Source organism: Brachybacterium sacelli (genome assembly GCF_017876545.1).
In the GTDB taxonomy this organism is placed as follows: Bacteria; Actinomycetota; Actinomycetes; order Actinomycetales; family Dermabacteraceae; genus Brachybacterium; species Brachybacterium sacelli.
The window spans coordinates 2,559,916-2,584,792 of sequence record NZ_JAGIOD010000001.1; the positions used below are offsets into that span (position 1 = coordinate 2,559,916).

Annotated in this window: 20 protein-coding genes; 13 read left to right on the forward strand and 7 right to left on the reverse strand. The window is 70.7% G+C overall.

What is annotated here, in order from left to right; translation table 11 throughout:
• The first annotated feature begins 8 nt into the window (after nt 1-8).
• The 7 genes from gcvT (at nt 9) to JOF43_RS11570 (ending at nt 8,399) form a co-directional block, all read left to right on the forward strand.
• Nucleotides 9-1,142, forward strand: coding sequence for a glycine cleavage system aminomethyltransferase GcvT (gcvT, locus tag JOF43_RS11540; RefSeq protein ID WP_209902157.1), 1,134 nt, complete (start codon nt 9-11; stop codon nt 1,140-1,142).
• A gap of 60 nt (nt 1,143-1,202) precedes the next feature.
• Nucleotides 1,203-1,574, forward strand: coding sequence for a glycine cleavage system protein GcvH (gcvH, locus tag JOF43_RS11545; RefSeq protein WP_209902159.1), 372 nt, complete (start codon nt 1,203-1,205; stop codon nt 1,572-1,574).
• Nucleotides 1,575-1,634: 60 nt separating this feature from the next.
• Nucleotides 1,635-4,610 (forward strand): aminomethyl-transferring glycine dehydrogenase, encoded by a 2,976-nt coding sequence (gcvP, locus tag JOF43_RS11550; protein WP_209902161.1) that lies wholly within the window; start codon nt 1,635-1,637, stop codon nt 4,608-4,610.
• Between the two features lie 72 nt (nt 4,611-4,682).
• Nucleotides 4,683-5,894, forward strand: a complete 1,212-nt coding sequence (locus tag JOF43_RS11555; protein ID WP_209902163.1) for a cobalamin-independent methionine synthase II family protein — start codon at nt 4,683-4,685, stop codon at nt 5,892-5,894.
• Nucleotides 5,895-5,999: 105 nt separating this feature from the next.
• Complete coding sequence (locus tag JOF43_RS11560) at nt 6,000-7,145, forward strand: glycosyltransferase family 4 protein (protein WP_209902165.1); 1,146 nt, start codon at nt 6,000-6,002, stop codon at nt 7,143-7,145.
• A 189-nt stretch (nt 7,146-7,334) separates the two neighbouring features.
• Nucleotides 7,335-8,081: a gamma-glutamyl-gamma-aminobutyrate hydrolase family protein gene (locus JOF43_RS11565; RefSeq protein ID WP_209902167.1), complete on the forward strand. Its 747-nt coding sequence runs from the start codon at nt 7,335-7,337 to the stop codon at nt 8,079-8,081.
• Nucleotides 8,082-8,159: 78 nt separating this feature from the next.
• Complete coding sequence (locus tag JOF43_RS11570) at nt 8,160-8,399, forward strand: hypothetical protein (protein WP_209902169.1); 240 nt, start codon at nt 8,160-8,162, stop codon at nt 8,397-8,399.
• A 100-nt stretch (nt 8,400-8,499) separates the two neighbouring features.
• Here JOF43_RS11570 and deoD read toward each other — a convergent pair whose 3' ends face one another.
• On the reverse strand, nt 8,500-9,225 hold the full coding sequence (gene deoD / locus JOF43_RS11575; RefSeq protein WP_209902171.1) for a purine-nucleoside phosphorylase: 726 nt from the start codon (nt 9,223-9,225) through the stop codon (nt 8,500-8,502).
• 90 nt (nt 9,226-9,315) lie between these two features.
• On the opposite strand from deoD, the gene JOF43_RS11580 reads away from it, so the two are divergent.
• Nucleotides 9,316-10,617, forward strand: a complete 1,302-nt coding sequence (locus JOF43_RS11580) for an MFS transporter (RefSeq protein WP_209902173.1) — start codon at nt 9,316-9,318, stop codon at nt 10,615-10,617.
• Nucleotides 10,618-10,677: 60 nt separating this feature from the next.
• Here JOF43_RS11580 and JOF43_RS11585 read toward each other — a convergent pair whose 3' ends face one another.
• Nucleotides 10,678-11,313, reverse strand: coding sequence for an L-threonylcarbamoyladenylate synthase (locus JOF43_RS11585; RefSeq protein WP_209902175.1), 636 nt, complete (start codon nt 11,311-11,313; stop codon nt 10,678-10,680).
• Nucleotides 11,314-11,364: 51 nt separating this feature from the next.
• The gene (locus JOF43_RS11590; protein WP_209902177.1) at nt 11,365-11,730 is read right to left on the reverse strand and encodes a DUF952 domain-containing protein; all 366 of its coding nucleotides are present in this window, start codon (nt 11,728-11,730) and stop codon (nt 11,365-11,367) included.
• 24 nt (nt 11,731-11,754) lie between these two features.
• Between JOF43_RS11590 and JOF43_RS11595 the strand changes: the two genes are divergently transcribed.
• From JOF43_RS11595 to JOF43_RS11610, 4 genes are read left to right on the forward strand one after another with little or no spacing between them, the layout of a single operon-like run.
• The gene (locus JOF43_RS11595) at nt 11,755-12,117 is read left to right on the forward strand and encodes a GNAT family N-acetyltransferase (protein WP_209902178.1); all 363 of its coding nucleotides are present in this window, start codon (nt 11,755-11,757) and stop codon (nt 12,115-12,117) included.
• Entirely contained in the window at nt 12,114-12,620 is a 507-nt protein-coding gene (locus JOF43_RS11600; protein ID WP_209902180.1) for a low molecular weight protein-tyrosine-phosphatase, read from the forward strand. The genes JOF43_RS11595 and JOF43_RS11600 overlap by 4 nt, the downstream gene beginning before the upstream one ends.
• Nucleotides 12,617-14,074 carry an amidase gene (locus JOF43_RS11605; protein ID WP_209902182.1) on the forward strand — a complete coding sequence of 486 codons (1,458 nt, stop codon included), beginning with the start codon at nt 12,617-12,619 and terminating at the stop codon, nt 14,072-14,074. Before JOF43_RS11600 ends, JOF43_RS11605 begins: the two co-directional genes overlap by 4 nt.
• Nucleotides 14,071-14,484 (forward strand): RNA-binding S4 domain-containing protein, encoded by a 414-nt coding sequence (locus JOF43_RS11610; RefSeq protein ID WP_209902184.1) that lies wholly within the window; start codon nt 14,071-14,073, stop codon nt 14,482-14,484. Before JOF43_RS11605 ends, JOF43_RS11610 begins: the two co-directional genes overlap by 4 nt.
• Nucleotides 14,485-14,565: 81 nt before the next feature.
• On the opposite strand, the gene JOF43_RS11615 is transcribed toward JOF43_RS11610, so the two are convergent.
• Complete coding sequence (locus JOF43_RS11615) at nt 14,566-15,963, reverse strand: PrsW family intramembrane metalloprotease (protein WP_209902186.1); 1,398 nt, start codon at nt 15,961-15,963, stop codon at nt 14,566-14,568.
• Between the two features lie 255 nt (nt 15,964-16,218).
• On the opposite strand from JOF43_RS11615, the gene JOF43_RS11620 reads away from it, so the two are divergent.
• Nucleotides 16,219-18,885 (forward strand): ATP-dependent Clp protease ATP-binding subunit, encoded by a 2,667-nt coding sequence (locus JOF43_RS11620; protein ID WP_209902188.1) that lies wholly within the window; start codon nt 16,219-16,221, stop codon nt 18,883-18,885.
• Nucleotides 18,886-18,913: 28 nt separating this feature from the next.
• Here JOF43_RS11620 and JOF43_RS11625 read toward each other — a convergent pair whose 3' ends face one another.
• The 3 genes from JOF43_RS11625 to JOF43_RS11635 form a co-directional block, all read right to left on the reverse strand.
• Nucleotides 18,914-20,059 (reverse strand): hypothetical protein, encoded by a 1,146-nt coding sequence (locus JOF43_RS11625; RefSeq protein ID WP_209902190.1) that lies wholly within the window; start codon nt 20,057-20,059, stop codon nt 18,914-18,916.
• A 184-nt stretch (nt 20,060-20,243) separates the two neighbouring features.
• Nucleotides 20,244-23,183, reverse strand: coding sequence for a leucine--tRNA ligase (gene leuS, locus JOF43_RS11630; RefSeq protein WP_209902192.1), 2,940 nt, complete (start codon nt 23,181-23,183; stop codon nt 20,244-20,246).
• A 289-nt stretch (nt 23,184-23,472) separates the two neighbouring features.
• Complete coding sequence (locus JOF43_RS11635; RefSeq protein WP_209902194.1) at nt 23,473-24,873, reverse strand: extracellular solute-binding protein; 1,401 nt, start codon at nt 24,871-24,873, stop codon at nt 23,473-23,475.
• Nucleotides 24,874-24,877 lie beyond the last annotated feature (4 nt).

Consider the following 24,877-nt stretch of genomic DNA (forward strand, 5'->3'; position numbering starts at 1 on the left):
GGAGCACCATGGTCGAGCAGGCCCTGCGCAGCACGGCACTGGAAGCGACGCACGAGTCGCTGGGAGCGACCTTCACCGATTTCGCGGGCTGGCGGATGCCGGTGCGCTACGCCTCGGACCTGGCCGAGCACGCTGCGGTCCGCGAGCGCGCGGGACTGTTCGACCTCAGCCACATGGGAGAGATCCACCTGCGGGGCCCCCAGGCGGGCGACGCCCTCGACAATGCGCTCGCCGGGAAGCTGTCCGCCCTGTCCGTCGGCCGCGCGAAGTACTCGCTGCTGCTGACCGAGGACGGCGGTGTGATCGATGACGTCATCACCTACCGCCTGGCCGAGGACCACTTCCTGACGGTCGCCAATGCCGCCAACGCCGAGATCGACGCCCAGGAGCTGACCGCCCGCGCCGCCGGGTTCGACGTGGAGGTCGAGGACGCCTCGGCGCGCACCGCCCTGATCGCCGTCCAGGGCCCGCGCAGCGAGGCGATCCTGCTGCGGTGGTTCGAGGGGACGGATCCGGGAGTCGAGGGACTTCTCGCGGAGGACCTCACGGGGATGAGGAACTACCGCTTCGCCGCGGGCACCTATCGGGGCCAGGAGCTCCTGATCGCCCGCACCGGGTACACCGGCGAGGACGGCTTCGAGCTGTACGTCCCCGCCGACCTGGCTCCCTCCCTGTGGGAACAGCTGACCGCTGCGGGCGGCGACGATCTCACCCCCTGCGGCCTGGCCTGCCGCGACACCCTCCGCCTCGAAGCGGGCATGCCGCTGTACGGCCACGAGCTCGGCCGCGATCTGCACCCGGCGCAGTCGGGCATGGGCCGGCTCCCCGCGCTGAGGACCAAGGGGGACTTCGTCGGCCGCGCAGCGATCGAGAACGCCGAGGTCGAGGACCGTCCGGTGCTGGTGGGCCTGGTGGCCGAGGGGCGGCGCGCCGCCCGCGCCGGCTCCGCGGTGCGCGGGCCCGACGGCGCCGACGTCGGGACCGTGAGCTCCGGCGCGCTGTCCCCGACCCTCGGCCACCCCATCGCGATGGCCTTCGTGCGGCCCGATCTCTCCGAGGCGGGCACCGAGCTCGTCGTCGACGTGCGCGGCAAGGACCTCCCGGTCCGGGTCGTGGCACTGCCGTTCTACTCCCGCGCCTGACCCGCTCGTCCGCCCCGCACACCCCCCCACCCCGACCTCCCTCCAGGAAGGACCACCCCCATGACCGCAGAGCTCCTCTACAGCAAGGACCACGAGTGGGTCCGCGTCGTCTCCGACGGCGTGGCCGTGATCGGCGTGACCGACTATGCCGCCGAGCAGCTCGGCGACGTCGTCTACGTCGATCTGCCCGAGACCGATGACGCCCTCATCGCCGGCTCCGAGATGGGCGAGATCGAGTCCACCAAGTCCGTCTCCGACCTGTTCTCCCCGCTCACCGGCACCGTCACCGAGATCAACCAGGCCGTCGTCGACACCCCGGAGCTGGTCAACTCGTCCCCCTTCGACGAGGGCTGGCTGCTGACGGCGAGCTTCGAGACGCTGCCCGAGGACCTGCTCAGCGCCGCGGACTACAAGGCCTTCACCGAGTCCTGACCTCCGCCGCAGGGCGCACGCACCCACCCAGAACCGCGAGACCAGGGGCACCCCTCCACCATGACCGATGCGATCGACCCGACCGACTCCACCGATTCGCCCGTGCACGAGCACGACTCCTTCGTCCGCCGCCACGTCGGCACCGACACCGATGCGCAGCGCCGCATGCTCGAGCTCCTCGGTTACGAGACCCTGGACGAGATGCTGGAAGCGGCCGTGCCCCGCGCGATCCTGCTGGAGAGCGAAGGGAGGGACGCCGCCTCGGAGGTCCCGGCGGGGGTCACCGAGCCCGCGGCCCTGGCCGAGCTGGAGCAGCTGGCCGATCGCAACACGGTGCGCCGCTCCCTGATCGGCCTGGGGTACCACGGCACCCACACCCCTGCGGTGATCCAGCGCAACGTGCTGGAGAACCCCGCCTGGTACACCGCCTACACCCCGTACCAGCCGGAGATCTCCCAGGGCCGCCTCGAGGCCCTGCTCACCTTCCAGACCATGATCTGCGATCTCACCGGGATGGACGTCTCGAACGCCTCCACCCTCGACGAGGCCAGCTCCGCCGCCGAGGCGCTGATGCTCGCCCGCCGCACGGCCAAGCGCCACGGCGACGTCTTCCTCGTCGACGCCGATGCCCTGCCCGCCACCAAGGCCGTGCTGCGCGGTCGCACCGACGGGCTCGGCATCGAACTGCGCGAGGTCGACTTCGCCACCGAGGGCGTCCCCGACGGCGTCGGCGAGGGCGAGTACTTCGGCGCGCTCATCCAATACCCCGGTGCCTCCGGTCGCGTCTGGGACCCCAGTGAAGTGATCGCCGAGGTCAGGGCCACCAAGGCCGTCGCGATCGTCGCCACCGACCTGCTGTCGCTGACGATGCTCTCCTCCCCGGGCACCCTCGGCGCGGACGTCACGATCGGCAGCTCCCAGCGCTTCGGCATCCCGCTGGGCTTCGGCGGCCCCCACGCCGGCTTCGTCGCCGTGTGCAAGGGCCTCGAACGGCAGCTGCCGGGCCGCCTGGTGGGCGTCTCGGTCGACGCCGACGGCAACTCCGCCTACCGCCTCTCGCTGCAGACCCGCGAGCAGCACATCCGCCGCGAGAAGGCGACCAGCTCCATCACCACCGCCCAGGTGCTGCTCGCCGTGATGGCCGCGATGTACGCCGTCTACCACGGGCCCGAGGGGCTGACGCGGATCGGACGCCGCGTCGCCGACCGCACCGCGTCCCTGGCCGACCACCTCGTGCGCAGCGGCTTCGAACTGGCCGGGGAGTCCTTCTTCGACACCCTCGAGATCCGGGCCACCGGACTCGCCCAGGACATCGCCGCCGCGGCGGCCGAGGCCGGGTACCTCGTGCACACCGTCGGCGACGACCTCGTCCACCTCTCGCTCGACGAGACCGTCACCGACTCAGACCTGCGGGCGATCGCCGCGGTCCTGGACGGCTTCGCCCCGGACCCCGGGCACGAGCTCGCCGCAGTGCCCTCCGGCGCGCAGTGGGGGACCCTGGCGCGCCAGGATCCGTTCCTGCGCCATCCGGTGTTCTCCTCCTTCCGCTCCGAGACCGCGATGATGCGCTACCTGCGCCGGCTCGCGGACCGCGACTTCGCCCTGGACCGCGGCATGATCCCGCTGGGCTCGTGCACCATGAAGCTCAACGCCGCCACCGAGATGGCCGGCATCTCCTGGGCCGGGTTCAACGCCGTCCACCCCTTCGCGCCGCGAGAGGACGTGACCGGCTACCTCGAGCTCATCACCCAGCTGGAGACCTGGCTGGCCGACCTCACCGGCTACGACACCGTCTCCCTGCAGCCCAACGCCGGATCCCAGGGGGAGTTCGCAGGACTGCTCGCGATCCGGGCGTACCACTCCTCCCGGGGCGAGAGCGGACGCCAGGTGTGCCTGGTGCCGAGCTCCGCCCACGGCACCAACGCCGCGTCAGCGGTCAATGCCGGACTGCGCGTGGTGGTCGTCGACTCCGACGCGCGGGGCAACATCGACCTCGACGACCTGAAGCAGAAGATCAAGGACCACGGCGACGAGCTCGCCGCGCTGATGATCACCTATCCCTCCACGCACGGCGTGTACGAGGAGGAGGTGCGCACCGTGTGCCAGCTGGTCCATGACGCCGGCGGTCAGGTCTACGTCGACGGCGCGAACCTCAACGCCCTGCTGCAGGTCGCCCGCCCCGGCGAGTTCGGCGGCGACGTCTCCCACCTGAACCTGCACAAGACGTTCTGCATCCCCCACGGCGGTGGTGGCCCGGGCGTCGGTCCGGTGGCGGCCAAGGCCCATCTGGCCCCGTTCCTGCCCGGCCACCCCGCCATCCAGCAGGTCGAGCACCCGGTTCTCGGCCAGCAGGCGCAGCCCCACGGCGGCGCCCCGGTCGCGCAGGCCCCGTACGGCTCCCCGTCGATCCTGCCGATCTCGTGGACCTACATCCGCCTGATGGGCCCTGAGGGGCTGCGGCACGCGACCGCCTCGGCGGTGCTGGCCGCCAACTACATGGCCAGGCGACTGGCCGAGTCCTACGAGATCCTCTACACCGGGGAGAACGATCTGGTCGCCCACGAGTGCATCGTCGACCTGCGCCCCTTCACCGCGCGCACCGGGATCACCGTCGATGACGTCGCCAAGCGCCTGATCGACTACGGGTTCCACGCCCCGACCATGTCGTTCCCGGTGGCCGGGACCTTCATGATCGAGCCGACGGAGTCGGAGGACCTCGCCGAGATCGACCGCTTCGTCGACGCGATGCTGATGATCGCCGCGGAGGCCGAGGAGGTCGTCGAGGGCGCCTGGCCGAAGGACGACAACCCGCTGGTGAACGCCCCGCACACCGCGGCGTCGATCGCGACGGGGGAGTGGACCCACCCCTACTCGCGGGAGGTCGCCGTCTATCCGGGCAGCTGGACCACCCCCGAGGACCTGTCGACGCACGACAGCGCCCAGATGCGGATCCAGTCGAAGTACTGGCCGCCGGTGCGTCGCATCGATCAGGCCCACGGCGATCGGAACCTGGTGCCGACCTGGCCGGTGGACTGAGCCCGCGAGTCGTGTGAACAGCTGTGACGCCCCGGTTTCAAACCGGGGCGTCGCTGCTCCTACCCTCGTACCATGACCGAGATCCTCACCACCCATGCCGGTTCCCTCCCTCGCAGCGCCGAGCTGATCGCCGCCAATGCGGCACGCCCCGTCGGCGAGGACGGGCTGACCCCCGCGCCCACTGACGAGTTCCGCGAGGTGCTGCGCCAGGCGGTCGTCGACGTGGTCGCCAGGCAGCGTGAGATCGGCATCTCGATCCCCAACGACGGGGAGTACGGGCACCTGATGGGCTCGGCCGTGAATTACGGCTCGTGGTGGTCCTACATCTTCGACCGCGTCAGCGGCCTGGAGCTGACCGGCGACGACCACTTCTCCGGAGAGCCGGTGCGCTCCGGCCCGGGCGACGTGCGCCTGACCACCTTCCCCGACCGCCGCGACTGGACGATCTTCGCCGAGGCCTACCAGGACCCGAACTCGGGTGTCACCGTCGGCTCCCAGCCCACCTTCCCGGTCGCGACCGGCGAGATCGCCTACTCGGACACCGGGCGCGAGCTGGTCGCCCAGGACGTGACGAACGTGCAGGCAGCCCTCGGATCCGCCGGCTACGAGCAGGGCTTCCTCAACTCCCTCTCGCCCGGCTCAGGCAGCCGCATCGTCGACGGCCACTACGGCGACGTCGACGCCTTCCTCGACGCCTGGGTCGAGGTGATGCGCCCCGAGTACGAGGCGATCGCCGCAGCCGGGCTCACGGTGCAGGTCGACGACCCGTCGATCGCCGAGAACTGGGATCAGATCAACCCCGAGCCGAGCGTCGAGGACTATCTCGCCTTCACCCGCAAGCGGGTCGACGCGGTGAACCGCGCGCTGGCCGGCGTCCCGACCGAGCAGACCCGCTTCCACCTGTGCTGGGGCTCCTGGCACGGGCCCCACACCACCGACATCGAATTCCGCCATCTGGCGCCGCTGCTGCTCGAGATCGACGCGAAGTACTACAGCTTCGAGGCTGCCAACGTGCGCCATGAGCACGAGTGGACCGTGTGGGAGGACCTCGCGCTGCCCGAAGACAAGGTGCTCGTGCCGGGCATCGTCTCCCACGCGACCAACGTGGTCGAGCATCCCGAGCTGGTCGCCCAGCGCCTCGAGCGCTTCGCACGGGCGGTGGGCCCGGAGCGGGTCATCGGCTCCACCGACTGCGGCCTGGGCGGACGCATCCACCCGCAGATCGCCTGGGCGAAGCTCTCCTCCCTGGTCGAGGGCGCCGCGATCGCCTCCAGCCGGCTCTGAGCGCGACCCTCGGAGCGCCGGGGCGTCGAAGTGTTCACCTCGACGTCGCGAAGTTGTCACGCGGGTGTGGCACCGAGTCCGCTCGCGGGGACGATGATCGAGGGCGTGAGGATCCTCGTCGTAGCCGAATCGTTCCTGCCCCACATGAACGGAGTCACCAACTCGGTGCTCCGCGTCGTCGATCACTTCGCCGCCACCGGCGACGAGCTCGCGATCATCGCGCCGCAGTGGCCGCGCGCCGAGACCTCGGTGCGCACCGCCTGCGGCCGCGTCGTCCCGGTGCATCGCGTCCCGTCGGCCCCGCTGCCCGGGTACTCCGCCGTGCGGATCGCCGCCACCAGCGCCGCCGCGCTGAGGCGCCGGATCGAGGAGTTCCGGCCGGACGTCGTCCACCTCGCCTCGCCCACCATCCTCGGCGGACGGGCCGTGGTCGCCGCGCAGAAGGCGGGAGTGCCCACCGTCGCGGTCTTCCAGACAGACATCCCCGGGTACACCGCCCGCTACGGGATGCCGTTCCTCGAGAGCGCCTCCTGGCGGGCCCTGCGCGACGTCCACAATCGCGCCACACTCACCCTCGCCCCCTCCACCCGGACCCGTGACGAGCTGATCGAGCACGACATCGAACGGGTGGACCTGTGGCGACGCGGCGTGGACACCTCGCTGTTCTCGCCCTCCCTGCACGATCCGGAGCTGCGTGCACGGTACGCGGACCCCGACGAGAAGCTCGTGGTCTACATGGGCCGCCTCGCCCCGGAGAAGCAGGTCGCGGACCTCGAGGTCATCCACGACATGCCGGGGGTGCGGCTGCTGATCGTCGGCGACGGCCCCGATCGCGAGGCGCTGCGCCGCCGGATGCCCCGGGCCCGCTTCGCCGGCTTCCGCTCCGGGACGGATCTCGCGGCCCACCTCGCCAGCGCCGACCTGTTCATCCATCCCGGTGAGCTCGAAACCTTCGGGCAGACCATCCAGGAGGCCATGGCCTCCGGTCTGCCGGTGATCGCTCCCCGCCGCGGCGGGCCCGTCGACCTCATCGCCCCCAGCCGCACGGGCTGGCTCTACACCCCGGGGATGCTCGATGAGCTGCGGGAGCAGGCCGGTGACCTCCTGTTCGACGACTCCAAGCGGCGAGCCTTCGGGCGGGCGGCGCTGGAGAGCGTGCACAAGCGCACCTGGCCGGTGCTCGCCGAGCAGCTGCGCGCGTACTACCTCTCCGCCATGGAGCGCCACCGGACGCCCCTCGGGGCTCACTGAGCGCTGCCGGGCGCTGCGGCCGCAGGGCCGGCCGCCCCTGGCTTTCTCCGGCTGTTCGCGGCTCCCCGTGGTTGTTCGCGGCTCCCGTCATATTCAGCCACATAGCTCGTCACGCCCCCTCTCCGCGGGATGGACTGTGTCCTGTCGCCGGCTCCGGCGGCACGGATTCCCGCGGAAAGGACCACCATCATGGCGCAGCGCACCACCCGTCGCCCGCTCATCGGCGTGACCGCAGGGACGCGCACCATGATGACCGGCGCCTGGGCGGGCCATGACGCCGTGGTGGTCACCGAGCACTACGTCCGCGCGGTCCGCGAGGCCGGCGCCCGCCCCGTCCTCCTCGCCCCGCAGGACGAGTGGAGCGACGAGGAGATCGCCGAGCTCGACGGCCTGGTCCTCACCGGCGGCACCGATCTCGACCCCGCCGCCTGGGACGGGAACGCCCTGCCCACCGACATGACCCCGGACCCCCAGCGCGATGCCTTCGAGACCGCCCTGTACCGCGCCGCCCGGCGTGCCGACGTCCCGGTGCTGGGCATCTGCCGCGGTCTGCAGATCATCGTGATCGCCGAGGGCGGCGAGCTCCACCGCCACCTGCCCGTGGATCTTCCCGCGCATCCCGCGACGGGGGAGCGGCCCACCCGGGTGGAGGCCTCCGTCGACGCGGACAGCGACCTCGCCCTCGCGCTCGGCACCCGCGCCGAGGTCACCGCCTTCCACCACCAGGGCGTCGCCGCTGTGGCCGGCGACCTGCGGGTCGTCGCCCGCCACGAGAGCTCCCTGCCGCTGGCGGTCGAGGCCTCGACCGGGTCCAGCGTGCTCGCCGTGCAGTGGCACCCCGAGATCGACGGGGCCGACGGCGACGCGGTCTTCGCGTCCCTGCTGACGGCGATCCGCCACCGCGCCGAGTCGGCACCTCGCCCCTCACTGGTCTAAGATGGCATCGGCCGTCCGCGTCCCGGTCCGAGACCTGGACCGGGCGGAACGATCAGGTGACACGGAGGAAGAACCACCATGAGCAACGAGCAGGTCACGAGCACCGTCGAGACCACGGAGCGCCGTGAGGAGAACCAGACCTCGCACGGTAACAACCTGCTGCTCAGCATCGTGCTGTTCCTCGTGCTGTTCGGGCTCTTCGCGGGCGGGCTCTACGTCATGAGCCTGTTCACGACCGTGACCTTCGTCGTCGGGCTGGGCATGTGCCTGTTCGCGCTGTACCTCACCTTCGACCTGGTGCCGCGCTTCCTCACCTGATCCGCCCCTGGACATGACTCGTGCCCGGTCGCCGAACGGCGGCCGGGCACGAGTCGTTCCAGGAGCGGCAGGACCGCCGGATCGCGCGAGGGGTCCGCGCTCAGCTCCGGGGAGCTCCCTCCAAGCGGACCACCGACTCCAGCGCCACCACGATCATGTCCTCGAAGGTCTCCTGACGCTCGTGCGCGCTGGTCTCCTGCCCGGTCACCAGGTGGTCGGAGACGGTGCACAGCGCCAGCGCCCTCCGGGAGAACTGCGCGGCGAGGGTGTAGAGGGCGGCGGCCTCCATGTCCACGCCCAGCACCCCGTACTCGGCGAGGGTCGAGGTGACCGCGGGATCGGGGTCGTAGAACTGATCGGTGGAGAACAGGCCCCCGGGGACGAGGGGCAGCAGCTTCTCCTCGGCCACGTCGGACGCGATCCGCAGCAGGTCGAAATCGGCGGCCGGCGCGTAGGAGACGTGGCGGAACCGCGGGACGTTCATCGCGGAATCGGTCGAAGCGGCCACCCCGAGGATCACATCGCGCACCGAGACCCGCTCGGAGAGCGCGCCGCAGGTGCCCACCCGGATGATGGCCTGCACGTCGTGGTCGGCGAACAGCTCCTGGGCGTAAATGGCCAGGGAGGGTTGTCCCATCCCGGAGCCCTGGACGGACACGCGCACGCCCGCGTAGGTGCCGGTGTACCCGAGCATCCCGCGCACATCGTTGAACTGGACGGGGTCCTCGAGGAAGGTCTCGGCGATCCATCGGGCGCGGTACGGGTCGCCGGGCATGAGCACGTAGGGGGCGATCTGGTCGGAGTAGGCACCGATATGCGTCGACATGGCGTCAGCGTACGTCCGCCCACGATGCGCGGCGCGCAGACGGGCCCGGGTGGTTGGCATCCAGGGCCCGCTGCCGGACAATAGGTGCCCGTGAACGTTCACTCCACCGGTGGCCCGCAGACCCCCGCCGTCGCCCTCGACGCGCGCCGGGCCCGGTGGGCGATCTCCCTGCTGTTCTTCCTCAACGGCGCCTCCTTCTGCGCGATCATGCCGCGGTACCCTGAGCTGGTCGAGAGCATCGGGCTGTCCAACACCGCCTTCGGGCTCGCGGTGGGCATCGGCCCGGTCGGCGGACTGATCGCCGGACTCGGCGCTGCGGGGCTGATGCGGCGCTTCGGCTCGGCCCGGGTCGCCGTCCTCGCCCAGCTCGTCGCCTCGACCACGCACCTGGCCGTGTACCTCTCCGGCTCCTGGCTCTGGCTCGCGGCCGCGCTCGTGCTGGCCATGGCCGCCGACTCCATCACCGACATCTCGATGAACGCCCACGGCATGCGGGTAGAGCGGCGCTACCGGCGCTCGATCATGAACAGCTATCACGGTTGGTGGTCGCTCGGCGCGGTCGCCGGCGGCCTGATCGGCTCGACGTTCGCGCAGATCGGCCTGCCCCTGTGGGTCCAGGGTGTGCTCGGGCTCGTCGTCTTCGGCGTCCTCGCGGCGGTCTCGCTGCGCTCCATGCTCCCCGGGCACGACGCCACCGAGCGCGCGCCCGCGGCCGCGGGCCCCTCGGCCGGCTCCGGCGCGGAGGTGCCCGCCCAGATCGCCCCGAGCGGCCTGCGGATCGCAGGGATGAGTCTGCGCGCCCTCGGCCTCGTCGCCGCGCTCGGCATGGTGCTCGTGTTCGCCGGCTCCACCGAGGACGCCGGCAACACCTGGGGCGCGCTGTTCATGACCTCCACCTTCGAGGCCACGCCCTTCTTCGCCGGCATGGCCTTCGTCGCCCTGCAGGGCGCACAGACGATCGGCCGCTTCACCGGGGACGCCGTCGTCGACCGGATCGGGGACCGCGCCACCGCCCGCCTGGGCGCCCTGATCGGCGCCCTCGGCATGGGATTCGCCCTGCTGCTGCCCCACCCGGCCACCGCGCTGATCGGCTTCGCCGCCGCCGGGTGGGGCGTGGCGACCCTGTTCCCCTCCGCCTTCCGCGCGGCGGACGACATGCCGGGCGTGCCGCACGGGGTCGGGATCACCGTCGTGGGCTGGTTCGCGCGGCTGGGCTTCTTCGTCACCCCGCCGATCGTCGGGGCGCTGGGCGATGCGGTCACGCTGCGCTATGCCCTGTGGATCGTGCCTGTATACATGGTCGGCATCCTGCTGTTCTCCGGGGTCCTGGAGACCCGGTGGCGGCGGAGGAGCCCGACGGCAGGCGGCGACCCGGCCGGGCAGGCGCGCTGAGACGAAGCCGATCGCGCAGCAGCGGGTCGCGCGGAGGCGGGGCGGGTGCCGGAAGCAGGGTCAGAAGCGGGTGATGTCCCCGGCGCCCTCGCGGGCGATCTCCAGCTCCCCGGTCGAGAGATCCACGACCGTCGTCGGCTCGATGCCGACCTCCCCGGAATCGATGATCACGTCGACCTGCTCGCCGAGGAGGTCCTGGACCACCCAGCCCTCCGAGGGCGGGTCCTCCTGACCGGGCAGCAGCAGCGTCGAGGAGACGATCGGCTCGCCGAGGGTCTCCACCAGCGCGTGGGCGACCCGATGGTCGGGGATCCGCACGCCCACGGTGTGCTTCTTGGGGTGCGCCATCCTGCGCGGTACCTCCTTGGTGGCCGGCAGGATGAACGTGTACGGCCCCGGGGTGGCGCTCTTGACCAGGCGGAACGTCGGATTCGAGACGATCACGAACTGTCCCAGCTGGGCGAAGTCCGCGCACACCAGGGTGAAGTGATGGTTCTTGTCGACCTGGCGGATGCGACGGATCCGCTCGAGCCCCTCGGCGGCTCCCAGGGAGCAGCCCAGGGCGTAGCAGGAGTCGGTCGGGTACGCGATCAGACCGCCGTCACGGAGCACGTCGACGGCCTGGTCGACGAGACGCTGCTGCGGGTCGACAGGGTGGATGTCGAGGTAGCGGGCACGCGGTGAGGATCTGGCCATGCTCGATGCTACGTCTCGGGATGCTGTGGACGCCATGAGGGCGCCGGCCTCTCAGGCGACGACGACGAACTCGCGGCCGATCCACTTGGTGCGACGCAGCCGCAGCACGGCGGAGACGGGCAGCGGTCCCTTGATGTGCGGATAACCGCGCCCCGCACCGTCGGAGTCGGCCTCGATGTCCACCGCGACCCCGGCCGCCTCGACCCGGGCCACGTCGATCTCGAGGATGACGAGGTCCGCCGGCCGGTCGGGGTAGACGCGTTTGGCGACCATCGAGACCTGCTCGGGCCAGGAGGCGTGGATGTATCCCACGTCGGCGAGCTCCCGATCCCGGGTGGCCCGGGTGTAGGAGCCCTCCCGGACCGCCGCCTCCCAGGCGGACAGTTCGGTGATGTGCCAGATCAGGGGCGCGGGCATGAGCGGCAGTGTACCGTGACCGGCATGGATGAGAGCTCCGCCGGGCCGGGCGCGGTGCGCCTGGTCCACGACGACGACCGTGAACGCTACGAGGCCCTCGAGGGCGCCGAGGTGGTCGGTGTCCTCTACTACGGCGACGAGACGCCGGCGGCCGGGGCCGGCGTGGCGAGCACCACGGTGCGCGACCTCCGCTCGACCGTGGTGGCGCCGGAGCGCTCGGGCCGCGGTGTCGGCACCGCACTGGTCCGCTTCGCCCTGGAGGACGCCCGCGACCGCGGCCTCCGGGTGCGGGCCACCTGCTGGTTCGCCCGGGGCATCCTCGAGCGTCCCGAGCACGCCGACCTGCGCGAGGATCCCGCCGAGGACGAGGGGAGGGCGACCCGATGACCTATCGCATCCTCACGGTCTGCACCGGGAACATCTGCCGCTCGCCGATGGCCGAGTACATCCTGCGCGAGGCCCTGGAGCGCGCCGGGCTCGGCGAACAGGTCGAGGTCGCGTCCGTCGGCACCACCCGCGAGGAGGTCGGCAATCCGATCGACCCGCGCGCCGGGGCGCTCCTGCGCTCCCATGGTCTCGACCCCTCCGCGCATCGTGCCCGGCACCTGAGCGCCGCCGACCTGCACGAGGCCGATCTCGTGCTCGCCCTGGACCACGACCACGTCCGCCCGCTGCACCGCCTCGGCGGACGGGAGCTCGCCGGCCGGCTGCACATGGTGCGAGACTTCGCCCCCGAACCGGTCGAGGACACCGGTATCCGCGATCCCTGGTGGGGTGACGAGAGCGGCTTCGATCTGGCCTGGGACCAGATCAGCGAGGCCGTCCCCGGGATCATCCAGCACGTACGCGCCGCGCTGGAGAGCCGCGGACGGGCCGGGGCACGTCCATGACCGGGCCGACGACTCCCGGGGACCGCGGCGCCCTGGCGACCGCCGCCGCCCTCCGCACCGGAGAGATCGATGCCCTCGACCTCACCGAGCGGACCCTCGAGGCGGCCCGCATCGCGGGCGCCGAGGTCGGCGCCTTCGCCCACCTCCTCGAGGAGCTCTCCGGTCAGCAAGCGCACCACGCCGCCGAGTCCCTGACCGCGGCCCGGCGCGCGGGGGAGCTCGAGGCGCTCGCCGCCCGCTCCCCGCTGCTGGGGGTGCCGATGCCGATCAAGGACCTCACCCAGATCGCCGGGCAGCCCATTGAAGCCGGAAGTCTCGCGCTGCGGGGGAACATCGCGCAGGTCACCGATGGCGTGGCCCAGCGGATCCTGGAGGCCGGCACCGTGACCATCGGCAAGACCACCACCCCCGAGTTCGGCATGCCCTGCTACACCGAGCCCGCTACCGGTGCTCCGGCCCGTACTCCCTGGGATCTGCGGCGCACCGCCGGCGGGTCCAGCGGGGGCGCCGGGGCGGCGGTCTCGCGGGGCATCGTGCCCCTCGCGCACGGTTCCGACGGGGGAGGGTCGGTCCGGATCCCCGCGGCCTGCTGCGGGGTCCTCGGGCTGAAGCCCTCCCGCGGACTGGTCTCGGTCGGTCCGTACTCCACCGAGGGGATGGGCCTGGTGACCGACGGCGTGCTCGCTCGCAGCGTGCGCGACGTCGCCGTGGGCCTCGATCTGCTGGCCGGTGGTCGGCCCGGGGACTTCATGCCCCTGCCGCGCCGTGCCTCCCGCTACCTCGACGCCATCGAGCAGCCCTCGGGGCCCCTGCGGATCGGCGTGCTCGAGGAACCGCTCGCGGCGGAGACCACGGTCCACCCCGCCGCCCTGCGCGGACTCGAGCGCGCCGTGGAGACGCTGACCGGACTGGGCCACAGCGCTGAGGCGATCCCCGCCCCCTTCACCGCCGAGGACTGGACGGCCTTCATGCCGCTGTGGACCGTCGGCGCCGCCACCCTCGAGCTCAGCGGGCCGCAGGAGGAGCAGCTGCTCGAGCTCACCCGCTGGCTGCGGGAGCGAGGCCGCACCTACAGCGGCGTCGACCTCGCCCTGGCCCTGGGCGGGGTGCAGACCCTGGCCCGCCGCACCGCGGAGGCCTTCGCCCCCTTCGACGCGGTGCTCACCCCCGCCCTGTCCGGCCCGCCGGCCCTCCCCGGGCAGCTGCAGCTGGCCGACGGCGCCGCCGACTTCGATGCCCAGCGGGAGTTCACCCCATGGACCAGCACGTGGAACATGACCGGCGACGCCGCGCTGTCCGTGCCGATCCATCGCGAGCAGGTCGACGGGATCGAACTGCCCTTCGGCGTGCAGCTGGGAGCGACCCGCCGCGGCGACGAGGCGCTGCTGCTGCAGCTGGCCGCCCAGCTCGAGCAGCACGACCCCTGGCCGCTGGTGCGTGAGCCGGCCCTATGACCCCGCCCGCCGTGGCGCCCGAGACCGCCGGCCCGCAGTCCGTGCGGCTGGACGTGTGGCTGTGGAGTGCGCGGCTGCAGCCCACCCGCTCCGCGGCCACCGCCGCCTGCCGTGCCGGCCACGTGCGGCGTAACGGGGAGCCGACCAAGGCAGCGCAGCGGATCGTCGTCGGCGACGAGCTGCGCCTGCGCTCGCCGGGTCGCGAACGGATCGTGGTCGTCACCAGGATCCTCACCACCCGGGTGGGATACCCGGTCGCGCGGGAGGCCTACGAGGACCACAGCCCGGAGCCACCGCTGCAGCTCGCCGCCGCGCCCCCGCGCCGTGAGCGCGGCACCGGGCGCCCCACCAAGCGGGAGCGGCGGGCCTTCGACCGCTTGCGAGGACGGGATGAGGACCCGCGCCACTGAGCGCGGCCGCGAGGTCCCAGGGCGTCGAGAACGCACGACGGCCCGGGGCCGCTACCCCGGGCCGTCGTGCCGAGCCGCCGCTCAGCGGGTGTGGGAGAGCAGCTCCTGACGGTTGCTGGTCAGTCGCCCCAGCAGATGCGTCTCGGTGGAGGTGACCTTGGGATTCGCACCGTCGGCCAGCAGTCTCTGGCGGATCGAGGCGAGATCCGCGCTCTCGCGGATGAATCTCTTCATCACGGGTTTGGCGCCGATCTGGTTCGCCCAGCGCTTGCCCTCGCGCCGTCCCTTCCAGGTCGCGAGCATGTCGACCTCCTCGTGGGTGAGCCAGCCCTGATTGGCGTAATCGCCCAGCCGCACTCGGGTCAGTCGTGACTCGTCCCAGATCAGTGCGACGATCACGCCCATCCACAGCAGGGAGAGGACCGCCTCGAGGCCGAAGAGCACGATCGTGAACAGCAGACCGCCCCCGACAGTGGCGCCCAGGTTCCACATCCCGTGCAGCAGCATGCCGGGGATCAGTGCGGGGATGAACACCAGGAAGCCCATGGCGGTGCCCCACTTGCGGGCCACGAAGCCGACCAGGATGCCGGTGGCGGAGGTGTAGATCGCGTGGCCGAAGATGTTCAGCACACCGCGCATGATGAACATGACCAGCACGCCGGCACCCCCGGCCTCCTCGAGCCCGCGGGTGTAGTAGATGATGTTCTCGGTGAAGGCGAATCCTCCGCCGATCAAGGAGCCGTAGATCAGCCCGTCCAGCGGTCCGTTGAAGTACCGCCGGGCCAACACCATCAGCAGCAGCAGGCCCAGGCCCTTGGTGGTCTCCTCGACCAGCGGAGCACTGATCACCGGCCCGACGAAGGCCACCGCGACCTCGCTCCCGGTGACGATCCACGTCAGCCAGGAGTTGAAGGAGTTGATCCAGTAACTGGAGAAGGCGGCGATGGCGGCGCCCCAGAACACGGCGATGACCAACAGCGGGAACGGCTGCGGATCCCACCGGTCCGCCAGTGTCATCACCAGCGCGATCACGACCAGCGAGAACGAGGCGATGAAGGCGGTGACCGGCCACCAGACGGGGTTGGCGCTGGAGGTGGTGACGAACAGCAGGAAGAAGAAGCCCAGCACCAGCAGCAGGGCGATGCCCAGGACCACGGCCGCGATCCAGACCAGGATGCTCACCGTCGGGAGCTTGGAGCCGTGCTGGGCGACCTCCTGGACCCGACGCATCTGCGTGGACCAGGCCGACTGCGGCTGCGCCTGCTCCGGCCGCTGGATCTGCGCGGGGGCGTAGCGGGCCGCGGTGAGCCCGGAGGCCGGGCGCACGGAGGTGTCGTAGGCGCGCGGGTTGCCGTAGTCGACGTACCGGGGGTCGGACTGGAAGGACGGGGAGGCCGGGGCGGAGGAGGGGGCGCCGGGACGTGGTCGCCCGTTGGGCATGTACTGGCCACCGGGCGGCTGGTACGGGGTCTGTGACATGAGGGCCTCGGATTCGGCTGCGGGAGACGGGGGTCAGGGAGGGAGCCCGGGGCGCGCCGACGTCTTTGCCCCCACACGCGACGGCGCCCTGGTCCCCTGCGATGCTACAGGGGCGCATCCTCATCATCGCCGATCCGGGGAGGGCCTCGGCGCGGATGTGGACGGCCGCCCGACGTGCACAGAGTTGAGCGGAATAGACTCAACCTTGGCTTCGTTGCATCCGACGAGACCACACAGACCCAGGGAAGGAGCATCGTGGAGTTCCAGTTCACCACCCGCTCGCAGGAGGCCGTGACCGCGGCGGCGGAGAAGGCCGCCCAGCTCAGCAACCCTCAGATCAGCTCGATGCACCTGCTGTGGGTGCTGGCGACCCAGCCCGACGGCATCGGTCGCTCGGTGCTCGCCGAGGTCGGTGCGGACCCCCAGGACGTCGCCGCTCGCGCCGAGCAGGCCGTCCACGCCCTCCCGCAGGTCAGCGGGGCCGGAGCGAGCTCCACACCCACCTTCGTCGGCACCGGCTTCGACGCCCTCGAGGCGGCACGGCACGAGGCCGACTCCCAGCACCGGACCTACCTGTCCACCGAGCACCTGATGATCGGCATCGCGCTCGGCAAGGACGAGGCCGCACGCCTGCTGGCCGACCTCGGCGCGACGCCGTCCGCCCTCCGCGATGCCGTGACCCGACTGACCCCAGGAGATGAGCGTATGAACCAGATGGATTCCCAGAACCCCGAAGGCACCTTCCAGAGCCTGGAGAAGTTCGGCGTGGACCTCACCGAGCAGGCCCGGGAGGGCCGGCTGGACCCGGTGATCGGCCGCGACGCCGAGATCCGCCGTGTCGTCCAGGTGCTGAGCCGCCGCACCAAGAACAACCCCGTGCTGATCGGTGAACCCGGCGTGGGCAAGACGTCCGTCGTCGAGGGCCTCGCCCAGCGCATCGTCGCCGGGGACGTCCCCGATTCGTTGCGCGGCAAGCGCCTGATCTCCCTGGATCTCTCCTCGATGGTGGCGGGATCGAAGTACCGCGGCGAGTTCGAGGAGCGGATGAAGGCCGTGCTCGACGAGATCCGTACCAGCAACGGGCAGATCATCACCTTCATCGACGAGCTCCACACGGTGGTCGGTGCCGGGGGCACCGGCGACGGCTCGATGGATGCCGGCAACATGCTCAAGCCGATGCTGGCCCGCGGCGAACTGCGGATGGTCGGAGCCACCACCCTGGACGAGTACCGCGAGAACATCGAGAAGGACCCGGCCCTGGAGCGACGGTTCCAGCAGGTCCTCGTCGGCGAGCCCAGCGTCGAGGACTCCATCACGATCCTGCGCGGCCTCAAGGACAAGTACGAGGCCCACCACAAGGTCTCGATCACCGATGCCGCGCTGGTGGCCGCGGCGACGCTCTCGGATCGGTACATCTCCGGGCGTCAGCTGCCGGACAAGGCCATCGACCTGGTCGACGAGGCCGCCTCTCGCCAGCGCATGGAGCTGGACTCCTCGCCGGAGCAGCTGGACATCCTGCGCCGGCAGGTGGACCGGCTGAAGATGGAGGAGCTGGCGCTGGAAGGCAGCGAGGACGCCGGCAGCATCGCCCAGCTCGAGTCGGTGCGCTCCCAGCTCGCCGACCGCACCGAGCAGATGACGACGCTGTCGGCCCGCTGGGAACGGGAGAAGGCGGGACTGAACCTGGTCGGCGACCTCAAGGCCCGGCTCGAGAAGCTGCGCATGCAGGCTGATCGCGCCCAGCGCGAGGGCGATCTGACGGCCGCCTCCAAGATCCTCTACGGCGACATCCCCGAACTGAAGATGCAGCTCGTGGACGCCGAGGAGAAGGAGGCAGCCGGCGGCCTCGACGGCGATCGGCCGCTGGTCTCCGATCACGTCGGGCCGGATGACATCGCCGACGTGGTGGGCAGCTGGACCGGCATCCCCGCCGGCCGCCTGCTGCAGGCCGAGAGCGAGAAGCTGCTGGAGATGGAGGACATCATCGGCCGGCGGCTGATCGGGCAGACGCGTGCGGTCGCGGAGGTCTCCGACGCGGTGCGCCGCTCCCGCGCCGGGATCGCCGACCCGAACCGTCCCACCGGCTCGTTCCTGTTCCTCGGTCCGACGGGCGTGGGCAAGACCGAGCTCGCCAAGGCGCTGGCGGACTTCCTCTTCGACGACGAGCGGTCCATGATCCGCATCGACATGTCGGAGTACGGGGAGAAGCACACCGTTTCCCGGCTGGTCGGTGCACCTCCCGGGTACGTCGGCTACGACGAGGGCGGTCAGCTCACCGAAGCCGTGCGACGACGTCCCTATTCGGTGGTGCTGCTCGACGAGATCGAGAAGGCCCACCCCGATGTGTTCGACGTGCTGCTGCAGGTGCTCGACGACGGGCGCCTGACCGACGGTCAGGGCCGCACCGTGGACTTCCGCAACACGATCCTGATCCTCACCTCGAATCTCGGGGCGCACGTGCTGCAGGATGCGACGCTCGGGACGGCCGAGAAGCAGGAGCGCGTGATGCAGGTGGTGCGGGCGTCGTTCAAGCCCGAGTTCCTCAACCGCCTGGATGACGTCGTGATGTTCGATGCGCTCTCGCGCGAGCAGCTCTCGCGGATCGTCACCCTGCAGGTCGCCGAGGTCGCGGCGCGTCTGAGGGACCGGCGGATCAGCCTGGACGTCGAGGAACCGGCCACCCGCTGGCTCGCCGCCGAGGGCTTCGACCCGATGTACGGGGCGCGCCCGCTGAAGCGGCTGGTCCAGAAGGAGATCGGCGACGCCCTGGCACGTCTGATCCTGAAGGGTGAGGTCCACGACGGCCAGAGTGTCGTGGTCGACGCGGACGCGGACGGTCGCGGTCTCGAGCTCACCGTCCTCGAGGAGGACAGTGAGCCGGCGGATGCCGAGGGCGGGGCGGAGTACGCCGAGGAGGCGTGAGACCGCCGCGGGGCACGGGGCGCGGGCCTCACCCCTGCGGGTCCCACGGCATGGGCATGTAGCGGCGGCGGGCGTCGTACCACTGCTCCGTATCGGTGGCGGCCTCGAGGCGCCCTTCGAGCCGGGTGCTCACGGCCTCGCTGCGCTCCTGCACCGTTCGCAGCCCTTCCGCGGTTTCCGGGCTGATCGGAGCGATCGCATCGGCGGTGTGCCCGGTCGTGTCGGCCAGGACCGCGGGGATGTGCGGGCCCTGGCCGGCCAGGGCGATCTCCGTGACGGCGCCCCGGTGGCGGTAGATGCCGCGCTCGCCGGCCCGCACGGCGCCCAGGACATCCCCGTGCCCGAGGGCGTCGGCCACCTCGGTGCTGGTCTGATGTCCGTTCGCCAGTACGTGCTCGATGCCCTCGGTGACGTCGCCGACCAGGGAGTTCTCCCCGGCGACCAGCGAGGAGACGTCGTGGGGGACCCGCGCCAGGTCGACCAGCGGCACGAACTCCTCGTGGCCGTCGTCCACCAGAGCGGACTCGGCTCGATCCAGTCCTTCGCCGATCAGGTCGTGACCGTCCATCAAGGTCTGCGCCGCTGCCGTGTACCGGTTGGTGTTGTAGAACGTGCGGCGCCAGTCGTGGCCGTGGGCGAGAGCCTCCTCGGTGAAGCCGAACTCCTCGCCCTCGGGCAGCGAGCGGGACGGATCGATCGGTTCCTGACGAGAGAAGGGCCCGCCCATCCACGGCCCGGGGGCGCCCAGGCCCTCCGGCCAGGTGACGGTGGGCATGTCCTCGACGTCGAACGGCGCCCGGAAACCGATCTCGGGCCCGTCCTGAGGTCCCGTGGGGCGGAGGGGGCCCGTGAGCAGCGCGAGCCACGTGGCCTGCGCCGCCGCGACAGGGTCCTCACCTGCACCGCCCTCACTCTGTGAGGCGACGGTCTGCTGGGCAGATTCCTCCTGCAGCTGCTTCGCGCGGCCCCGCAGTTCGATGCAGAGGTCTGCGGCCTCGCCGGCGACGGCACCGGTGGCCTGCTGATGCACCATGGCATCCGGCCCGAACCAGGCGACCGCCGCGGAGGTCGCACGTATCCGCTCGATCGCTCCGCCGATCCGCTCGGCCCCGGCCAGGAGGCGCTCGGCCAGCGCGTCCAGGCTCTCGGTGTCGCATCCGCAGAAGGTGTTCATGCGGTGACCGTAGACAGAGCCGGATGCCCAGCGCCGGGGCCGGCCCCGGATTGTGGATGAACGCGGTGTGGGGAGGAAGGATCACGGTCGGCGGCCCGTGGCGCCTCGCGATTCAGCGCCCCGGCAGCACGACGGCCCCGATCCCGCAGGGACCGGAGCCGTCGGGCGCGGCGCGGGCGTCGTCTCAGACCACGATGTTCACGATCTTCGGGGCGCGCACGATGACCTTGCGGATGCTCTGTCCCTCGAGCAGCTCCTGGACCCGCTCCTCGGCCATGACCCGGGCCTCCAGATCGGCCTCGGAGATTTCCGGGTCGACCTCGATCCGGTGGCGCACCTTGCCCTTGACCTGGATGACGCAGGTGACGGCGTCGGCCTTGACCAGCTCGGGATCGGCGACCGGGTAGGCGGCCCGAGAGATCGAGCCCTCGTGGCCCAGTCGCGACCACAGCTCCTCGGCCAGGTGCGGAGCCATCGGCGAGACCATCAGCACCAGGGGTTCGACGGCCTCGCGCGGAGACGCACCGAGTTTGGTCAGGTGATTGACCAGCTCGATCAGCTTCGCGATCGCGGTGTTGAAATGCATCTGGGACATGTCCCGGGCCACGCCGTCGATCGTGCGATGCGTGGCCTGCTTCGTGGCCAGGTCCGCCGGCTGGTCCGAGGCCGACAGCTCACCGGTCTCCTCATCGACCACCAGGCGCCACAGCCGCTGCAGGAACCGCTGCGAGCCGACCACGGCCCGGGTCTCCCAGGGCCGCGACAGGTCCAGGGGGCCCATCGACATCTCGTACACCCGCAGGGTGTCCGCGCCGTACTCCTCGTACATGTCGTCCGGGGCCACCGCGTTCTTCAGCGACTTGCCCATCTTCCCGTACTCCTGGGTGACGGGCTCGCCCTGGTAGGTGTAGGTGCCGTCCTCGCCCACGACGACCTCCTCCGCCGGGACGTAGACACCGCGGGAGTCGGTGTAGGCGTAGGCCTGGATGTAGCCCTGGTTGAACAGGCGGTGGTACGGCTCCTGGCTGGAGACGATGCCGCGGTCGAACAGCACCTTGTGCCAGAAGCGCGCGTACAGCAGGTGCAGCACCGCATGCTCCTGCCCGCCGACGTACAGATCCACGCCGCCGACGCCGCCGGAGGTGCGCGGGCCCAGCCAGTACTCCTCGTTCTCCGGCCGCACCAGGACGTCGTCCTCGGTGGGGTCGATGTAGCGCAGGTGGTACCAGGACGATCCCGCCCACTGCGGCATCGTGTTCGTCTCGCGCAGGTAGCGCTTGGTCCCCTCTCCCAGGTCCAGCTCGACCTCGGCCCACTCGGTGGCCCGCGACAGCGGGGTCTGGGGTTCGGTGTCCGCATCCATCGGATCGAAGGTCTTGGGGGAGAAGTCGGGGACCTCCGGCAGGTCCACCGGCAGCATCGACTCCGGCAGCGCGATCGGCACCTCGGGGCGCTCGGGGTCGTAGACGATCGGGAACGGCTCACCCCAGTACCGCTGCCGGGAGAACAACCAGTCCCGCAGCCGGTAGGTGGTGCGGGCGCGACCGAAGCCCTCGCTCCGGGCGTACTCGGTGGCGCGGTCCTTCGCCTCGTCCTTGTCCAGGCCGTTGAGGTCCAGGCCGGCGCTGGCGGAGTTGATCTTCACGCCGTCCCCGGTCCAGGCGCCGCCGGTGAAGTCCTCGGGCGGGCGCACTGTGCGGATCACCGGCAGCTCGAACCTGGTCGCGAACTCGAAGTCGCGCTCGTCCTCGGCGGGGACCGCCATGATGGCGCCGGTCCCGTAGCCGGTCAGCACGTAGTCCGCGGTGAACACCGGCAGCTCCCGCCCGTCCATCGGGTTGGTGGCGAACACGCCGGTGAACACCCCGGTCTTCTCCCGGCCCTCGGCCGTGCGCTCCTCCTCGCCCAGAGCCGCGGCGCGCACCCGGTAGGCCTCGACGGCCTCGCGCGGACCGGCGGCGCCCGCGGTCCAGGCCTCGTGGGTGCCCTCGGGCCACTGCGCCGGCAGCGCCGACGGGTCCGCCAGCAGCGGGTGCTCCGGCGAGAGCACACAGAAGGTGGCCCCGAACAGGGTGTCCGCGCGGGTGGTGAAGACGTCGAAGGTCGCGTCCTCCAGAGCGGGGACGGGGAAGGTGATCTGCGCACCGTGACTGCGACCGATCCAGTTGCGCTGCATCGTGCGGATCGACTCCGGCCAGTCCACCCGCTCCAGGTCATCGATCAGACGGTCGCCGTAGGCGGTGATGCGCATGTTCCACTGGCGCAGGCGGCTGCGGAAGACGGGGAAGTTGCCGCGCTCGGAGCGTCCCTCGGCGGTGACCTCCTCGTTGGCCAGCACGGTGCCCAGGCCCGGGCACCAGTTCACCGGCGTCTCGGAGATGTACGCCAGGCGGAAAGCATGGGCCAGGTCCGCGATCTCCGCCTCGGTGGCGCCGGGCACGTCCGCGGCCGCACGCCCCGCCCAGGCCGCGGGCAGCTCGACGCCCTGGCGGTCGGCTAGCGCGAAGGGGTCGACGCGCCCCGCGCGCAGCTCGTCGCGCAGCTCCGCGATGGGACGCGCCTTCCCGGTGATGCCGTCGGCGTTCGGGGCCGAAGGGTCGTACCAGGAGTCGAAGATCTGCAGGAAGATCCACTGCGTCCACTTCACGAACTCCGGATCGGTCGTGGCCAGGGAGCGCCGCGAGTCATGGGACAGCCCCAGGCGGTGCAGCTGGCGGCGCATGGTCGCCACGTTCGCTTCGGTCGTGGTGCGTGGATGCGTCCCGGTCTGGACCGCGTACTGCTCGGCCGGCAGCCCGAAGGCGTCGTAGCCCATCGTGTACAGCACGTTCTTGCCCAGCATGCGCTGGTGGCGGGCGATCACGTCGGTCGCGATGTATCCCAGCGGATGGCCCACGTGCAACCCCGCCCCCGAGGGATACGGGAACATGTCCATGATGTACATCTTCTCGGCATGGCCACCGGAGGCAGCGCTCGCGGCCTGCTCGAGCGTCTCGGCGCTGCCGCGCAGGGACCCCACCGGGTTGTCGGCGTGGAAGGTGCCGTCCTCGTCCCAGCGCCGCTGCCAGCGCCGCTCGATCTCGTCGGCCACCGAGGCGGTGTAACGGTGCGGGGCCTCGCTCATGAGTGAATCGTCCTCCGGAGGATCAGTGCGGCAGGTGCCGCCAGGCGTCTCGTGACATGAAAAAACCCCCGCGCAGGCGAGGGGAGCCGCACCGGTGCCCACAGGTGCGCACCGCAGGCGCTTCAGGTGCGCAGGGCCGGCGCGGGCCTTGTCCGATGCGGCTGCCTAAGCAGGAGCCGTCGAGTCACGCCTGCATCCTACCGTGCCCCTGCCGCGACCCGAGGAAGGGTCTCGGCAGGGGTGCGGGGACACCGGCTCGTCGGAGGGGCTCGTTGCCTCCACAGAGGATTCAGCGCTTGGGCATCCGTAGGTTCGGGTCAGGTTCGCCGAAACCGTCCGGGAGCCGGAACGGGCAGAACTGCTGCATCGTCGGGTCCACGTACTGCTGGGCCTCCTTCACCAGGTGCTCGGGAGTGTCCGAGGCCTGGGTGAGGCTGCCCTGCATCGTCTCCATCGCGTCCCAGAGCTTCGTACCGACTGGCAGTGGGGGCCTGGATCTGGTGACGTCCAAGAGTTCTACGAAGAACGCTATGTCAGGATTCCACCCCGCGGGATCGGCGATTGTTTCAAGATGGGTGGGTATGCTGGCCAATTGTGGAGTGAGGATCTTCTGTCCCTCTGGTCCTGCGTAGAACTTGAGAAATTCCCAGGCGGCCCTGGACATACTGGATCCCTTGGGCATGGAAAGAGCAAATCCGCCCGACCAGCTGTAGGGGTCGGTTCCCTCGTCGGGGACGGGGAGGTAAGTGACGGCATAATTCATGTCGGGCTTGTAATCCGCGAGAGCCTGGACACCCGATGGATTGGTGATCTGGAGCAACTGGCGGCCCGAGAAGAAGGAGGTCTGCGTCGGCGGGGCGTTCTCCGGTTGGTACGTCGCTTTGAACGCATCCAGCCGCGGGAAGTCCAGTCGCTCGATCCAGCCGGCGTACATCTCTGCCACGGCCAGCATCTCGGGCGAGTCCAGCAGCATGCGGCAGGTCTCGTTGGAGAAGAAGGGGACGTCAGCGGCCATCGCCCAGACGATCAGCTTCGCCTGATCGTCCCAAGGGATCCAGGTCACCCGTTCGTAGGTTCCGTTCTTGTCCTGCACGTTGAAGGAGTCGTTGATCTCCCACACCTGCTCATAGGACAACGGTCCGTTCTTCGGGTCGAAGAGTACGGGGTCGAGGCCGGCGTCATTCACTAGATCCATGTTCACGTACACGGCACGAGTGTCGGTACTTACTGGCAGCCCGTAGTACTGGCCGTCGTAGTACAGTTCGTCGGCGGCGAATTTGATCCACCCGGACATGAACTCCTCGGCACTGACTCCCTCGTACTCCTCGATGAGGCCGTCGATGGGTTCGAGGAGTCCGAGGGAGGCAAATTGTGGACTGTTGAAGCGATCCATCCAGTAGATGTCCGGACCAGTTCTGCCGCGCACAGCAGTGATTGCTCCGGAGGCGTCACCCTCGCCGTTGGACGGCACCTGGGACACCTCGATCTTCACGTCCGGATGTTGTTCGGTGAAAGCCTCGATGACCTTAGCTTCTTTGTCCGAATCTGCAGCTCCAATGCCCCAAAGTCGCACGGTGTTAGGGTCGCGGTCCTCACCGACGGGATTACTGCACCCGACGATCGAGCCGCCCGCGATGGTGACACCGGCGCCGGCGCCGATGGCGCGCAGCAGGGATCGACGATCGATCACTCTT

Excerpts from the sequence above, each read along its gene's own strand:
- deoD (WP_209902171.1), bottom strand. The coding sequence starts at position 9,225 with ATGTCGACGCATATCGGTGCCTACTCCGACCAGATCGCCCCCTACGTG.
- JOF43_RS11590 (WP_209902177.1), bottom strand. The coding sequence starts at position 11,730 with ATGCCCGCGCCCCTGATCTGGCACATCACCGAACTGTCCGCCTGGGAG.
- JOF43_RS11565 (WP_209902167.1), top strand. The coding sequence starts at position 7,335 with ATGGCGCAGCGCACCACCCGTCGCCCGCTCATCGGCGTGACCGCAGGG.
- JOF43_RS11600 (WP_209902180.1), top strand. The coding sequence starts at position 12,114 with ATGACCTATCGCATCCTCACGGTCTGCACCGGGAACATCTGCCGCTCG.
- JOF43_RS11570 (WP_209902169.1), top strand. The coding sequence starts at position 8,160 with ATGAGCAACGAGCAGGTCACGAGCACCGTCGAGACCACGGAGCGCCGT.
- JOF43_RS11625 (WP_209902190.1), bottom strand. The coding sequence starts at position 20,059 with ATGAACACCTTCTGCGGATGCGACACCGAGAGCCTGGACGCGCTGGCC.
- JOF43_RS11610 (WP_209902184.1), top strand. The coding sequence starts at position 14,071 with ATGACCCCGCCCGCCGTGGCGCCCGAGACCGCCGGCCCGCAGTCCGTG.
- JOF43_RS11555 (WP_209902163.1), top strand. The coding sequence starts at position 4,683 with ATGACCGAGATCCTCACCACCCATGCCGGTTCCCTCCCTCGCAGCGCC.
- gcvP (WP_209902161.1), top strand. The coding sequence starts at position 1,635 with ATGACCGATGCGATCGACCCGACCGACTCCACCGATTCGCCCGTGCAC.
- JOF43_RS11605 (WP_209902182.1), top strand. The coding sequence starts at position 12,617 with ATGACCGGGCCGACGACTCCCGGGGACCGCGGCGCCCTGGCGACCGCC.
- leuS (WP_209902192.1), bottom strand. The coding sequence starts at position 23,183 with ATGAGCGAGGCCCCGCACCGTTACACCGCCTCGGTGGCCGACGAGATC.
- JOF43_RS11585 (WP_209902175.1), bottom strand. The coding sequence starts at position 11,313 with ATGGCCAGATCCTCACCGCGTGCCCGCTACCTCGACATCCACCCTGTC.
- JOF43_RS11615 (WP_209902186.1), bottom strand. The coding sequence starts at position 15,963 with ATGTCACAGACCCCGTACCAGCCGCCCGGTGGCCAGTACATGCCCAAC.
- JOF43_RS11595 (WP_209902178.1), top strand. The coding sequence starts at position 11,755 with ATGGATGAGAGCTCCGCCGGGCCGGGCGCGGTGCGCCTGGTCCACGAC.
- gcvT (WP_209902157.1), top strand. The coding sequence starts at position 9 with ATGGTCGAGCAGGCCCTGCGCAGCACGGCACTGGAAGCGACGCACGAG.
- gcvH (WP_209902159.1), top strand. The coding sequence starts at position 1,203 with ATGACCGCAGAGCTCCTCTACAGCAAGGACCACGAGTGGGTCCGCGTC.